The sequence below is a fragment of the Streptomyces sp. NPDC001108 genome, assembly GCF_053598535.1.
In genome coordinates this window covers 230,317-243,616 of the sequence record NZ_JBSFKL010000008.1, presented here as the reverse complement: position 1 = coordinate 243,616, position 13,300 = coordinate 230,317, and the positions used below count along the sequence as shown (strand labels likewise).

At 72.4% G+C, this 13,300-nt stretch carries 15 protein-coding genes, 1 pseudogene and 1 riboswitch; of the genes and pseudogenes, 4 read left to right on the top strand and 12 right to left on the bottom strand.

Annotation, left to right across the window (positions count from 1 at the left end; translation table 11 throughout):
• Positions 1 to 24: 24 nt before the first annotated feature.
• Together ACWC97_RS20095 and ACWC97_RS20090 are read right to left on the bottom strand one after the other, a co-directional pair.
• On the bottom strand, positions 25 to 450 hold the full coding sequence (locus ACWC97_RS20095) for a GNAT family N-acetyltransferase (RefSeq protein ID WP_450650648.1): 426 nt from the start codon (positions 448 to 450) through the stop codon (positions 25 to 27).
• Positions 451 to 560: 110 nt separating this feature from the next.
• Complete coding sequence (locus ACWC97_RS20090) at positions 561 to 1,064, bottom strand: transglycosylase SLT domain-containing protein (protein WP_385213830.1); 504 nt, start codon at positions 1,062 to 1,064, stop codon at positions 561 to 563.
• Positions 1,065 to 1,475: 411 nt separating this feature from the next.
• On the opposite strand from ACWC97_RS20090, the gene ACWC97_RS20085 reads away from it, so the two are divergent.
• Positions 1,476 to 1,703: an antitoxin gene (locus ACWC97_RS20085; RefSeq protein WP_352274336.1), complete on the top strand. Its 228-nt coding sequence runs from the start codon at positions 1,476 to 1,478 to the stop codon at positions 1,701 to 1,703.
• Positions 1,700 to 2,071: a fic family toxin-antitoxin system, toxin component gene (locus ACWC97_RS20080; protein WP_352274337.1), complete on the top strand. Its 372-nt coding sequence runs from the start codon at positions 1,700 to 1,702 to the stop codon at positions 2,069 to 2,071. Before ACWC97_RS20085 ends, ACWC97_RS20080 begins: the two co-directional genes overlap by 4 nt.
• Before the next feature lie 81 nt (positions 2,072 to 2,152).
• Here ACWC97_RS20080 and bioD read toward each other — a convergent pair whose 3' ends face one another.
• Genes bioD through bioB form a run of 3 tightly spaced genes read right to left on the bottom strand, consistent with a single transcriptional unit; the run spans position 2,153 to position 5,298 of the window.
• Positions 2,153 to 2,833 (bottom strand): dethiobiotin synthase, encoded by a 681-nt coding sequence (bioD, locus tag ACWC97_RS20075; RefSeq protein ID WP_450650645.1) that lies wholly within the window; start codon positions 2,831 to 2,833, stop codon positions 2,153 to 2,155.
• Between the two features lies 1 nt (position 2,834).
• Positions 2,835 to 4,139 carry an adenosylmethionine--8-amino-7-oxononanoate transaminase gene (locus ACWC97_RS20070; RefSeq protein WP_450650643.1) on the bottom strand — a complete coding sequence of 435 codons (1,305 nt, stop codon included), beginning with the start codon at positions 4,137 to 4,139 and terminating at the stop codon, positions 2,835 to 2,837.
• On the bottom strand, positions 4,132 to 5,298 hold the full coding sequence (bioB, locus tag ACWC97_RS20065; RefSeq protein WP_450650642.1) for a biotin synthase BioB: 1,167 nt from the start codon (positions 5,296 to 5,298) through the stop codon (positions 4,132 to 4,134). Before bioB ends, ACWC97_RS20070 begins: the two co-directional genes overlap by 8 nt.
• A gap of 141 nt (positions 5,299 to 5,439) precedes the next feature.
• Between bioB and ACWC97_RS20060 the strand changes: the two genes are divergently transcribed.
• Complete coding sequence (locus tag ACWC97_RS20060) at positions 5,440 to 6,582, top strand: 8-amino-7-oxononanoate synthase (RefSeq protein ID WP_450650640.1); 1,143 nt, start codon at positions 5,440 to 5,442, stop codon at positions 6,580 to 6,582.
• A 191-nt stretch (positions 6,583 to 6,773) separates the two neighbouring features.
• Here the strand turns inward: ACWC97_RS20060 and ACWC97_RS20055 are convergent, their stop codons facing one another.
• From ACWC97_RS20055 to ACWC97_RS20035, 5 genes and pseudogenes are all read right to left on the bottom strand, one after another.
• A complete protein-coding gene (locus ACWC97_RS20055; protein ID WP_385213815.1) occupies positions 6,774 to 7,247 on the bottom strand; it encodes a C40 family peptidase in 474 nt (157 codons plus the stop codon).
• Between the two features lie 3 nt (positions 7,248 to 7,250).
• A riboswitch (cyclic di-AMP (ydaO/yuaA leader) is annotated at positions 7,251 to 7,417 on the bottom strand.
• A 394-nt stretch (positions 7,418 to 7,811) separates the two neighbouring features.
• Positions 7,812 to 8,120: a hypothetical protein gene (locus tag ACWC97_RS20050; protein WP_352274343.1), complete on the bottom strand. Its 309-nt coding sequence runs from the start codon at positions 8,118 to 8,120 to the stop codon at positions 7,812 to 7,814.
• A 7-nt stretch (positions 8,121 to 8,127) separates the two neighbouring features.
• Positions 8,128 to 8,766, bottom strand: a complete 639-nt coding sequence (locus ACWC97_RS20045) for an ATP-dependent Clp protease proteolytic subunit (protein WP_385213812.1) — start codon at positions 8,764 to 8,766, stop codon at positions 8,128 to 8,130.
• 488 nt (positions 8,767 to 9,254) lie between these two features.
• Complete coding sequence (locus ACWC97_RS20040; protein WP_450650637.1) at positions 9,255 to 9,449, bottom strand: ferredoxin; 195 nt, start codon at positions 9,447 to 9,449, stop codon at positions 9,255 to 9,257.
• 34 nt (positions 9,450 to 9,483) lie between these two features.
• A pseudogene (locus ACWC97_RS20035) lies at positions 9,484 to 10,709 on the bottom strand (cytochrome P450).
• A 436-nt stretch (positions 10,710 to 11,145) separates the two neighbouring features.
• On the opposite strand from ACWC97_RS20035, the gene ACWC97_RS20030 reads away from it, so the two are divergent.
• Complete coding sequence (locus tag ACWC97_RS20030) at positions 11,146 to 11,439, top strand: type II toxin-antitoxin system Phd/YefM family antitoxin (protein ID WP_352274347.1); 294 nt, start codon at positions 11,146 to 11,148, stop codon at positions 11,437 to 11,439.
• A gap of 49 nt (positions 11,440 to 11,488) precedes the next feature.
• On the opposite strand, the gene ACWC97_RS20025 is transcribed toward ACWC97_RS20030, so the two are convergent.
• Both ACWC97_RS20025 and ACWC97_RS20020 read right to left on the bottom strand, forming a co-directional pair.
• On the bottom strand, positions 11,489 to 12,538 hold the full coding sequence (locus ACWC97_RS20025; protein ID WP_450650635.1) for an NAD-dependent epimerase/dehydratase family protein: 1,050 nt from the start codon (positions 12,536 to 12,538) through the stop codon (positions 11,489 to 11,491).
• A gap of 116 nt (positions 12,539 to 12,654) precedes the next feature.
• Positions 12,655 to 13,296: a GntR family transcriptional regulator gene (locus tag ACWC97_RS20020; RefSeq protein WP_385213797.1), complete on the bottom strand. Its 642-nt coding sequence runs from the start codon at positions 13,294 to 13,296 to the stop codon at positions 12,655 to 12,657.
• Positions 13,297 to 13,300 lie beyond the last annotated feature (4 nt).

The window sequence follows — 13,300 nt, the reverse complement described above, 5'->3', positions numbered from 1 at the left end:
GCGGCGGCAGCGGTCCGGGGGTGTTCAGCCGGTGAGTGGCTTGACCCAGCGCCGCCAGCGGTCCTCGCGGTGGTAGCCGTTCGCGCCCCACGCGCGATGCGCGCGTTCGTTGGCTTCCAGGACCATGGCGTCGACGCGTCGTCCGCCGAGGGCGAGGAAGCGTTGTTCCGCTGCCCGGGTCAGGGCGGTGCCGATGCCCTCGCGGCGGTGGTCGGGGTGTACGGCCAGTCGGTAGGCCGAGCACCGCCAGCCGTCGAAGCCCGCTATGACGGTTCCCACGAGCCGCCCGTCGCGCTCCGCGAGGAGCAGGGCCTCGGGGTCCCGGCCGATGAGCCGGGTCACCCCGTCGTGGTCGTCGCTGATGCTCGTTCCCTCAGCGGCTTCGCGCCAGAAGTCCAGTACGGCGTCGATGTCACCGAGGTCGGCGTGGCGGATGTGGAGATCGCTCATGGGCCGAGCCAAGCAGAGTGGGATCGGCCGGGCGAGCGTGTTTCGCGCTGTGGACGGTCCGCCGTGGTGCGGACGCTGCGCGGTGGCGGGTGCCGGTACGTACGGCCCGATCAGTACGCCGAGTTGACGTTGTCGATGGAGCCGTAGCGGGCGGCGGCGTAGTTGGCGGCGGCGGTGATGTTGGCCACCGGGTCGGTGAGGCTGTGGGCCGTGCCGGCGACGTGGTAGGCGTTGAAGGTCGGCTGGATGACCTGCAGCAGGCCCTTGGAGGGGGTGCCGTTCTGGGCGTTGACGTCCCAGCCGTTCTCGGCGTTGGGGTTGCCGCTGGACTCACGCATGATGTTGCGGTGCAGGCCCTCGTAGGTGCCGGGGATGCCCTTGGACTTCATGATGTCCAGGGACTCCTTGATCCAGCCGTCCAGGTTGTTCGCGTAGGCATTGCCGGTCTGCCCGGTGTCACCGGCGGTGACCGCGGCGGCGGTCTGCTTGACCTCCGCGGCGTGTGCGGAGGAGGGGACCAGGGTGAGGGCGGCGGCCGCGGCGGCGGTGGTGGTGAGGGCGGTGATGGCCAGGTTACGGATGCGGCCGGTGCTGGTCAGGGTGCGAGCGGTCATGCGGAAGTAACTCCTGTGGGGTGGGACGAGGCCGCCCGGGTGCCGGTGTCGGCGGTGGGGCGGGGCCCGCGGGATGCGGGACGGGGTGGCGGGTCCGGTGGTGTCGCGTCCGGGTCGTTCGTGGCTCCCCGTGATGACAACCATGGTTAGCGGCGGTCCGTCCAGGGGGCAACGATGTGACGTACTACCCCAATACGGAGCAATGTCGGAAATGGTGCATTTAAGGCTGTTTATCTCGCGCGTCTGCGGCTCCGACACCTACTACCCCTCTTCGTATGTGATCTGGCCCCTATGGGTGGCATCACATCCGCGGGGCGTTCCCGGACCCGGATCCCCGTCCCCCCGACCCGTGTACGGAGCACCCGGGGCCTTCTCTTGTCGGTGCTAGCGCCCCGGCGCTAGCGTGGTGGGGTGCCCAAGACTCAGCTGAACGTGAGAGTGGACGAGGCCACCGCCGAGGCCGCGCGGCAGCGCGCGCTGCAGAGGGGGATGAGCGTGAACCGCTATATAGAGGAGCTCGTGCGTCAGGACGCCGGCGAGGTGGGACACACCTTCGTCGAGGCGGCGGCCGATTTCATGAAGCAGTACGGGTCGGTGTTCGCCGAGGAGTTCGGCCCGGAGCGCGAAGGCAAGCGTTGAACCTGAAGATCGACCTCGCCTGGCTGCTCATGGTGGCCGAGCACAAGACCCCCGGCGATCCGCAGGTCGTCGACTGGGGCGCGCTGGTGGCGGCAGTGGCCCGTCACGAGGCCGAGATCTTCGGCAGCCCCGTGTACAGCGACCCGCACTCCCGGGCCGCCTCGCTCCTCCAACTGCTGCTGCACGTCCCCGCGCTCGAACACTCCAACGCGATGTTCTCCTCGGCCGTCGCCTACGGATATCTCGTGGCCTCCGGCCTCAAGGTCATCACCTCGCCCGAGCAGGTCCGCGACCTGGCCAGGCTGGTGAAGGAGGGCAAGGCCGACGTACGGGCCATCGCCGACGAACTCCGCCAGTGGAGTCTGTGACCCGGAAGGGAGCCGCACGGGCCGTGTGGGCCGCGTCCGCGTGATGCGGAGGGGCGGCCCGCACGGCCCCGCGCGCCGAGGTCAGCGGTCCCCGCCCAGCTCCGCCGTGAGCCAGCCCCGGGCCCGCCTGCGGAAGGCGGCCGGCTCCAACGCGCCCGCACCGGCCGGTACCGCACCCAGCAGCGGGGCGCCCGTCACCACCGGCAGATCCGTCAGATTGCAGCGCGCCGCGAGGTCCGGCTCGGCGGGCATGCTGCCCACCACGACCCCCCGGCACTCCAGCCCCCGGGACCGCAGGGCCTCCGAGGTCAGCGCCGCGGTGTTGAGCGTGCCCAGCCCCGCGGCCACCACGACCAGCACCGGGGCGGCCAGCAGCCGTGCGGCGTCGGCGAGGGTCGAGCCCTCGTCGTCGAACCGGACGAGCAGCCCGCCCGCACCCTCGACCAGCACCAGGTCGTGCTCGGTCGCCAGCTTCCGTGCCGCGTCGGCGACATCGTCCGGCCGTACCGGCGGGAGTCCGGACCTGCGGGCGGCGGTCGCCGGGGCCAGGGGCTCGGGGAAGCGGGCCAGCTCGACCGCCGTGACGTGGTCCCCGGCCAGCCGCGCCACCTCGGCGGCGTCGCCCGGCTCGCCGGGGGCGAGGCCGGTCTGCGCCGGTTTGAGCACCGCGACGCGGCGGCCCGCGTGGGCCGCCGCCACGGCCGCCGTCACGATCGTCTTGCCGATCTCGGTGCCCGTACCGGTCACCACCAGGATCGTCATCTCATCCCTCCCGCGCCGCCGCGCACACGGCCCGGCAGATCCGCGCCACGTCCTCGTCGTCCGTCACGTACGGCGGCATCGTGTAGATCAGGTCGCGGAACGGCCGCAGCCACACCCCTTCCCGTACCGCGGCCCGGGTCGCGGTCGCCATGTCCACCGCGTGGTCCAGTTGTACGACGCCGATCGCGCCCAGCACCCGTACGTCCCGTACTCCGGGCAGTTCGGACGCCGGGGCGAGCCCCTTCCGCAGCCCCGCCCCGACGCGCTCCACCTCGCGCTCCCAGTCCTGGCCGAGCAGCAGATCGATCGAGGCGCACGCCACCGCGGCGGCGAGCGGATTGCCCATGAACGTCGGGCCGTGCGCGAGCACCGGCACCTCGCCGCGCGAGATGCCCTCCGCCACCCGGGAGGTGCACAGCGTCGCCGCCATCGTCAGATAGCCGCCGGTCAGCGCCTTGCCCACGCACATCACGTCGGGCGAGACACCGGCGTGCCCGGCGGCGAACAGCTTTCCGGTCCGGCCGAACCCGGTGGCGATCTCGTCGAACACCAGCAGCACGTCGTTCGCGTCGCACGCCTCGCGCAGCACCCGCAGATACGCGGGGGAGTGGAAACGCATTCCGCCCGCGCCCTGCACCACCGGCTCCACGATCACCGCCGCCAACTCCTCGGCGTGCTCGGCGACCAGTTCCCGCAGCCGTCGCTCATAGGCGGCGTCCGGCCCCGCGTCGAAGCCGGCCGGCGGCTCGTCGGCGAAGACCTGACGGGGCAGGACGCCCGACCACAGCTCGTGCATCCCGCCCTCGGGGTCGCAGACCGACATCGGCTGCCAGGTGTCCCCGTGATAGCCGCCGCGCCAGGTCAGCAGCCGTCGCTTGGCGGGCCGACCGGCCGAACGCCAGTACTGCAGGCACATCTTGACCGCGACCTCGACCGCGACCGACCCCGAGTCGGAGAGGAAGACGTGCCGCAGCGGCTCCGGGGTGATTTCGACCAGCCGGGAGGCCAGCCGCACGGCGGGCTCATGGGTGAGCCCGCCGAACATCACATGGCTCATCCGGTCCAGCTGCCCGCGGGCCGCCTCGTTGAGGACCGGGTGGTTGTAGCCGTGCACCGCGGACCACCAGGAGGACATGCCGTCCACCAACTCGGTCCGTCCGTGGGCAGGTTCGGCCAGTCTGAGCCGTACCCCGGACGCGGACGCCACGACCAGCGGATCCTGACGCCCCGGCATCGGGCCGTACGGATGCCAGACATGGGCCCGGTCCAGGGACCTCAGCTCGGCCGGGGAGAGCGGCTCAGGCATTGGGGGCGAGATCCGTCCCCGCGCCGCGGCGGCGGACCGCCACCAGATCGGTGCGGGCGGCCGGCACCTCGGTGGGGGCGGCCGGATCCGCCTCGGGCGTCCCCCCGCAGGGGGCGCATCCGCCGGCGTGCGAGCCGCATCCGCCGCCCTGCTCCGACCGGTGCGCGGGCAGCGTCGTCGTGCCCGCGCCCTCCACCTCGAAACCCGCGTCCGCGATCATGTCCAGATCCGTCTGGCCCGCCTGACCCTCGCTGGTCAGGTAGTCGCCCAGGAAGATCGAATTCACCAGGTGCAGGGCCAGCGGCTGCATCGAGCGCAGATGCACCTCGCGCCCGCCGGAGAGCCGCACCTCCACGTCCGGGCAGACGAACCGGACCATGGCCAGGATGCGCAGGCAGTGCTGCGGGGTGAGGTTCCACTCCTTGGCCAGCGGCGTCCCCTCGAACGGGATCAGGAAGTTCACCGGCACCGAGTCCGGGTCCAGCTCACGCAGCGAGAAGACGACGTCCACCAGATCGGCGTCGCTCTCTCCCATGCCCGCGATCAGCCCGGAACACGCCGAGAGCCCGGCGGACTGGGCCTGACGCACCGTCGCCACCCGGTCCGCGTAGGTGTGGGTGCTGGTGATGTCCCCGTACGTCGCCTCGGACGTGTTGAGGTTGTGGTTGTACGCGTCGGCGCCGGCCGACCGCAGCCGCTCGGCCTGGCCGTCGGAGAGCAGACCCAGGCAGGCGCACACCTCGACGCCCTCGTTCTGCTCCTTGATCGCCTCGATGGTCTCCGAGACCCGGTCGACGTCGCGGTCCGTGGGACCGCGGCCGCTCGCGACCAGGCACACCCGCTTGGCCCCGCCCGCCACTCCGGCCGCGGCGACCTTCGACGCCTCGTCCGGCTTCAGCCAGGTGTACTTGAGGATCCCGGCCTTGGAGCCGAGCCGCTGCGAGCAGTACGAGCAGTCCTCGGGGCACAGCCCCGACTTGAGGTTGACCAGGTAGTTGAGTTTCACGCGCCGCCCGAACCACTGGCGGCGCACCTTCCCGGCCGCGGCCACCACTTCGAGCAGATCGTCGTCCGAGGTCGCCAGCACGGCGAGGGCTTCTTCACGGGTCGGCAGCTCACGCCGCAGGCCCTTGTCCACCAGTGTGGTCAGGAGGTCCATGGCGAAGATCCTGTCCTACCGACGTCCCGCAGCCAAGGAGGAACCGGACAACAGTGCCTGTCGAGGGTGTGTGTATTGCCACACCATGACCGGCGGTTCCCACGGTTAGGGTCTGTGAGCTGCCTACAAAAGGGACCGCTCATGCCCTTCGACCCGTTCGGCTGGATCGACGCCGAGGCACGCCGTCGTGCCGATGCCGGACTCGTCCGTGTCCTCCGCCCCCGGGCCGCCGCCTCAGGGCTCCTGGACCTCGCGAGCAACGACTACCTGGGGCTGGCCAGACACCCCGACGTCACGGCGGCCGCGGCCGCCGCCGCACACGAATGGGGCGCGGGCGCGACCGGTTCACGGCTGGTCACCGGCTCCACCGCGCTCCACGCCGAACTCGAACGGGAACTGGCCGAGTTCTGCGGCTTCGAGGCGGCCCTGGTGCTGTCGTCCGGCTACGCGGCCAACCTCGCCGCCGTCACGGCGCTCACCGGACACGGCTCGCTGATCGTCTCCGACGCGGGCAACCATGCCTCGATCGTGGACGGCTGCCGGCTCTCCCGCGCCCGGACCGCCGTCGTCCCGCACGCCGACCCCGAGGCCGTACGCAAGGCCCTGCGGACACGGGACGGGCGGGCGCTCGCCGTCACGGACTCCGTCTTCTCGGTCGACGGCGACGCGGCCCCGCTGCCCGAACTGGCCGAGGTCTGCCGCGCGGAGGACGCCGCCCTGCTCATCGACGACGCACACGGCCTGGGCGTGCTCGGGCCCGGCGGCCGGGGTGCGCCGGCCGCCGCCTCGCTCGCGGGCACCGCCGGGACCGTCACCACCCTGACCCTCTCCAAGTCCCTGGGCAGCCAGGGCGGGGCCGTCCTCGGACCGGCCCGCGTCATCGAACACCTCGTCAACACGGGCCGGACGTTCATCTTCGACACCGGTCTCGCACCGGCCGCGGCGGGCGCCGCCCTGGCGAGCCTGCGGCTGCTGCGCCGCGAACCGGAACGGGCCGGCCGGGCCCGCGCCGTGGCCGCCACGCTCCACGAACGGCTGACCGGGGCCGGGCTGACCGCCGTACGCCCCGACGCGGCCGTGGTGTCGGTGCGCGCCCCCTCCGCGGACGCGGCGGTGCGCTGGGCGGCCGACTGCCGTGCCGCCGGGGTCGCCGTCGGCTGCTTCAGGCCCCCGTCGGTACCGGACGGGGTGTCCCGGCTCCGGCTGACCGCGCGCGCCGACCTGACCGAGGAGGAGATCGCCACCGCCGTGTCGACCGTCCTGCGCACCGCGCCCGCCGGCTGACCGCACTCGCCCCGTACGTGTCCGTCGGCCGGGGTGCGACGGACACGCCGCGCGGCCCGGTGAGGAACGCGCGGCCTCCCTCCCTTCCGTCGGGCCGGACGGGCCGGAGCCGATCAGGTAGGGGGCCGCGCCGGACGGTCCGGCGCCGAACGCGATACGCGGCCGCGACCGCGTGGCGGGCCGGCCGGGGCTCAGCCGACCCGGCCGTAGTAGACGCTCCTGCTCCAGATCTTCTCCAGCCTCACCACGGCGCCGGCCTTCGGGGAGTGCCAGATCCGGTTCTCCCCGGCGTAGATCCCGACGTGGTAGACGCTGCGGCCGGAGTGGAAGAAGACCAGGTCGCCCCGGCGCCGGTCCGAGGACCGGACGTGCTTGGCCCGGTTGTACTGCTGCTGGGCCGTGCGGGGGAGCGTCCTGCCCGCCTTCTTGAACGCGTAGAGCGTCAGGCCCGAGCAGTCGAAGCGGTGGGGGCCCGCGGCGCCCCAACGGTACGGTGAGCCCTTCTTCGACGCCGCGATGTCGAGCGCCTTCATCGATACGGTCGCGGCCTGGGCCTCCGTAGGGGCGCCCGGCGCGAACATGGTGCCGCCGACGGCGGCGAGAGTGAGGACCGAGGCCGTTCCGGCCCGGGCGAGCAAGGACGGGACATGAACCTGCGCAGACATGCGCAACCCTTCGTCAGCCGCCTGTGAAGGGTGACCTGTCGGGTTCGGGCCTGCGAAGTCGCCCGGCCGCGTGGTGCGGCTTCACCCCGAGGGCCGTCCGGTGTGCCCGGGCCGACCCGTTGTGCTCGGGTCCTCCACTCCTGCCGATCCACTTTCGTCGACCAGGCATCCGGACGGCGGCAGGACTCGGCGTCCACCCGGACCGCCCCGCCGCGGTGGCGGGGGCTTGTCGTCCCAGGGATCTTGACCCACGGGCCGGTGGATTTCCGAGCTGAAAAACGGATATGTGAGGCTCCTCACGGCTGATCCATTCGGGTGGACATCTGTCCTTCCGGACCGTCGCCGGACGATCGGACCGGCGCGGTACCAGCGGCGGAAGCGCCGGTTCCAGCCGTGGTCCACGCGAAACGCGCAAGTCGAGCGGTCTCTTGCGCAGGGGACTTCCTACGCCGAACGAGCGAGGAAATTCGATCACCGTGTCGGGTGTGTCGCCCCCCTGGGACGGGATGCGGGCCGTGGGCGGTGCGGTGGGCCGCGCCGCCCACGGCGGAGCGTACGCTCCGGTCAACCGGTGGGAGCCGGTGGCACGGTGACGCGCCCGGCGCGGCGCTCGCCGTCCAGGACGCGCAGCGCCCGGGCGAGTGTCGCGGCGTGGATGTGTGCCTCCCCGCGCTCGTGCATCAGCGTCAGGGCGTCCCGCAGTGCGACCGCGTGCGAGGCCAGCGCCTGTGCGGCGCGCAGGGCGCCGTAGGTGTCGCTGCCCCGGGCCGGGTTGATCCGCCCGACCTGGTCGACGACATCGAGGTAACGGTCGATGAACTCCCCCTCGGCCCTGGTCAGCGCGGGAAGCGGCCGGGGCTCCGGCGGTCGCATCGGGCGGTCACCGCGCGCCGTGCGGTGCGCGGACGGCGTTCCGGTTCTCCAGGACATGGTCCACCAGGCCGTACGCCCGGGCCCCGGCCGCGTCGAGGATCAGGTCGCGCTCGATGTCCTCGGCGATCCGCCCGGCGTCCTGCCCGGTGTGCCGGGCCAGCAGGTCGACGAGGAGCGCGTGCAGCCGTTCCATCTCCCGCGCCTCGATGGCCAGGTCGGACGGCTGACCCCGCATCGGCTCGGGAAGTTCGGGCTGGCGCACGAGCACCCGGGCGCCGGGCAGCGCGTGCCGACGGCCGGGCGTCCCGGCGGCGAGCAGTACGGAGGCGCAGGGGCCGGCCTGGCCGAGGCAGAAGGTCTCCACCTCGCAGTCCACGTACCGCATCGTGTCGTAGATCGCGGACATGGCCTCGAACGAGCCGCCGGGGGAGTTGATGTAGAGCGAGAGGGGCCGGTCGGGGGCCGCGTGCTCCAGATACATGAACTGCGCGATCAGGTCCGAGGCGGCGGCGTCGTCGACCGGGGTGCCGAGGAAGACGATCCGCTCGGCGAGCAGCTTGGAGTACGGATCGAAGGTGCGGACACCGTCCGCCGTGCGCTCGGTGAACTCGGGCAGTACATGGCGGGCTGCGGGGCGGAACGGCATGGCGACGCCTCTCTTCCGGAACGGTACGGGCCGGGCCCTGGGCGGGCTTCCGTGAAAAATGTACAGGACGTACAGAAGAAGGAGGGGGTATTCAGCCATCGACCTGGCCTGCCCAACGACCGGTTCCACGAGGTGGCCGAGGCGCGCGGGAACGCCGTGAACCCGCCGAACGGGTAGGCGTGGAGAGGCGATCCGGCCGTTGCGTGGGCTTCCGGTCCTGGCCGGAAAACCCCGGGCGAGGGGCGTCGACCGGCCGGGAGGGCCGGTCAACGCCCCTGGTGCCTCACGGAGATGTGCGGTCGCACGGCCGGGGCCGTCGCCGTGGTCGGCCGCCAGTCACTCCCGGCGGCGATGGGCTGCGTGCCAGGGGCGCAGTGCCCTGGGCGGCATGCCGAAGGACAGGGCGCCGGTGAGTCGGTGGGCGAGAACAGGGGACGGGGGCGAAGGGGCGGGCGGGTCGACGGCGGTCCGGCGCGGAGGCCCGGCGGTCAGGCCCCGACCAGACGGATCGCCGCGGCCGGGCAGACGGCGGCCGATTCCCTGACGTCGTCGTGGTGGGCGGGACCGGGGGTGTCGGTGAGCAGTTCGACGATGCCGTCGTCGTCCTGGTCGAAGACATCGGGGGCCAGCAGAACGCACTGACCGGAGGCGACACACTTGGGCCGGTCGACTTCCACACGCATCGGCTTCTCGTTTCCGTTCGGGGGAGAGGGGCGTTCACCAGGTGACGGGCAGCGCGTAGACGCCGTAGACGAAGCCGTCGTGCTTGAAGTCCAGCCGGTCGATACCGGTGGCCGCCCGGAGCGTGGGGACGCGCCGGTAGAGCGTGCTGTAGACGCACTGCAACTCGACGCGGGCCAGCGGCTGCCCCAGGCACTGGTGCACGCCGAACCCGAAGGCGACGTGGCGGCGGGCGTCGCGGGTGAGGTCGAGACGGTCCGGGTCGGGGAAGGCGTCGGGGTCGCGGTTGGCGATGTCGTTGGCGAAGACGATGCCCTCGCCCGCGCGGATGGTGAAGCCGTCCACCTCGATGTCCGCGAGCGCCACCCTGCGGCGGCCGGAGTGGGTGATGTTCAGGTAGCGCAGCAGTTCCTCGACCGCCGCGGAGACCACCGCGGGATCCTCCGACTCGCGCAGCAGGGCGAGTTGGTCCGGGTTCTCCAGGAGGGCGAGGGTGCCCAGCGCGATCATGTTGGCCGTCGTCTCGTGCCCCGCGCCCAACAGCAGGACGCCCATCCGCGCGGCCTCGTGCCGAGTCGTCTCGCCGGTGGCCACACGTTTGACGGCGAGTTCGGACAGGAGGTCGTCGCCGGGTGCCGTGCTCTTGGCGGCCAGGAGGCCGTCGAGGTAGTCGGTGAGCGCCTCGGTCGCCTCCCGCACCTCGTCGGGCGTCGACGTGCGCCGGACGATGACCTTGGTGCGGTGCTGAAGAAGTCGTGCTTCTCGTACGGAACGCCCAGCAGCTCGCAGATGACCAGGCTGGGCACCGGAAGCGCGAACGCCTCGACCAGGTCGACGGGTTTGGGTCCGGCGAGCATCCCGTCGATCAGGTCGTCGACGATCCGCTGGATCGCCGGCCGCAGCGCGTTCGTCCGCCGGACCGCGAAGGGGGCGGTCACCATGCGGCGCAGCCGGGCGTGTTCGGGATCGTCCATGTTGATGAACGTGGGGTCCCGCTGGTCCCGGTCCCTCATCCCGGCGTTGCGGTGCGGGAACCCCGGGAGCGCCGGGTCGGAGCTGACGCGCGGATCGCCGAGCAGCGTGCGCAGATGATCGTGCCGGGTGATCAGCCAGGGGCTGCTGCCGTCCCAGATCCGGACCCGGGTGACGGGGCTGTCGGCCTGGAGCGACCGCAGCGCGGGCGGCGGGTCGAAGGGGCAGCCCGCCGCCCGGGGGCTGGGGAGTTCGGGAAGTCGGACCGTCGTGTCCGCGGCCTCGGTCATGCGTACCTCCTTGGGGAAGAGGAATCACGTGACTCATTTCTCACAGCATTAGTAGCCTGACACAACTAAATCACCGAGGGTGATCGGCTGTTGCGTTCTATCCGGCCATCCCCGACACCCACGGCAGGGCGGTCACCCGCTCGGTGCCGACCGGGCCACCGCGCGCGGGGACGGATCCCGGACCGCTCCCCGGCCGCACGGCCGCTCACCCGCCGAATGTGACCGGAACCGACCGCCCTCCCCTCACCCACCGCAACCGGCAAGAGCACGCCGTGCGTCCGGAGCCGGGCCGCGCCGCCGGGAAACGGCCCCGACCTAGACCGCACCGTGCGAATCCGCCCCGCGTCCCGGGCGGCAGCCGGCACCTCCGACCAGGATCGTCACCCCCGCCACGGGACCACGCCGGACCGGGCGGGCATTACATAAGCTGGAGGGCATGGCCTATGAGATTCCGGTGACGCAAGCCCGGGCGGAGCTCGCCGAACTGATCAACCGAGTCGTCTACGGCGGCGAGCGCGTGGTGGTGACCCGCCACGGCAAGCCATTGGTGGCGCTCGTCTCGGCCGCCGACCTGGAACGACTGGAGCAGGAGCCGGGAGCGGCCGGGGAGCAGGTGATCAGCTCGATCTCCTCGGTCGGGTCGGCGCCGTCCGTTCCCGGCGAGCGTCAGCGCTTCGGCATCGCGGCGGAGCACCGCGAGCCCGGGGAGCGGCCCGAGCCGGGCCGCTGAACGGCGCCGCGCCGACACCACTCCCGGGGCAAGCTCCGGCCGCCGCCCCTCAGTGCTCCCGGTCGTACGCCGCCAGCCAGGCGTCCTCCGCCGCGTAGTCGAAGAGCTTCTCCCCGTACGCGTGCAGCAGGGCGGGGAAGGCGTCCCGCCAGTCCCGGTCGGCCAGTTGCGCCGCGAGCCACTCGACCGTCTCGGGTAGCGAGCCGGCATAGTCCGTGACCGGCCGGTAGCCCAACTCGCGCCCGGCCGCCGTCATGTCGTACACGATGGGGTGCGCGCCGCTCCACGGGGTCAGGCCGACGAAGCCCTCCTCCGGCATCCCCTCCCGCAGCACCGTCACCGTGCTGCGCCCCAGCACCGCGTCGACGGCCTCGCCGATCTCCGCGACCGTCGGCGCGTACGGGTCACCGGCGTTGAGCACCCGCGAGCCGGGCCGCAGCGCCGCCAGCCGGATCAGCTCGGCCAGATTGGAGACATGGACCGGGTGGAACCGGGCCCTGCCGCCGAGGGCGAGCACCCGCCACTCCCGGCCGTCCAGCACCCGCTTCACGAAGTACAGCTCACGCGGGGAGCGGCAGTGCGGGCCGTGCACCGCGCCGGCCCGCAGCAGTGTCACCGGCAGGCTCTCGCCGGCCGCCAGCAAGGCGCGCTCCAGCTGGATCTTCCGCTTCCCGTACGTGGCGTCGCCCGGCGGCAGGGTGCGCTGCGACTCCGGGATCGGCACCGGATAGTGCGGCGCGCCGTCCGGCTCGCCGTGCGTGTCGAAGCTGCGGCCCCGGTCGTCCTCGTAGACCGCGCCGCTGGAGACGACCACCGCCGAGCCGATCCGGTCGGCGAGACCGGTCAGCTGACGGGCATGGCCCCCGTGGAACGCCACCATGTCCACCAGCAGGTCGCACCCCTCGCCCAGCGCCGTCGCGAGCGCCCCGTCCACGTCCCGGTCCAGGGCGACCGTGCGCACCGCCCCGTCCCACCGTTCGTCCCGGCCGCCGCCGAGCGAGGCGGCCGTCACCTCCCAGCCGTCCTCGACGAGCGCCCGTACGGCCACCCGTCCGATCTGTCCCGTCGCTCCCAGCACCCATGCGTTTCCTCGGCTCATGGGAGCGACGGTAGGGCGGATCCACCGGGAACCGCGGTGGTGTTCACCCGGCGCGGATCCGCTCTCGGCGTCACCGTTCCGGGAACTCCGGGGCGGCGCCGCGGACGCCGCCCCGGTCAGTCCGTCAGATGCTCCAGGATGCGGTGCATCCCGCTGTTCCAGTTCTCCTTGAGCGCCGCGACGGCCGCTTCCAGGTCGCCGCGCTGCAGGCACTCGGCGATCCGCTCGTGCTCCTCCGCGGAGCGCTCCAGGATGTCCTGGTCGCCCAGGGCCACCCGCTCGTAGCGGTGCATCGTCACCTTCAGGGAGGTGATCAACTTCATCAGCCGGTCGTTGGTGCAGCCGGACAGGAGGAGGTCGTGCCAGGCGTCGTCGTACCGCTCTATGACGTCGTGCGGGGCCTGCGGTGCCGAGAAGGCGCGGGCCTCCTCCAGCAGCCGGGGGGCCGCCGCCGCCAGATGCTCCGGATCGCTGGACTCCAGGGCGAGGGCCTCCAGCGTCGCGACGATCGCGGACAGGTCGCGGAACTCCTGCGCGCTGAGCGGCGTGAAGCGGAAGCCCTTGCCGCGCTCGCTGGTGATGACGCCCTCGCGCTCCAGCGTGATCAGCGCCTCGCGCAGCGGCGTACGGCTGACACCGAGCTCGGTGGCGAGCTGCCCCTCGTTGATCGGTGAGTTGGTCGCGATCGTGCCGCGCCCGAGGCGCCTGATCAGTTCCTCCTTGACCTGTTCGCGCAGCGGGCGGTTCTCGATTGGCATGTGC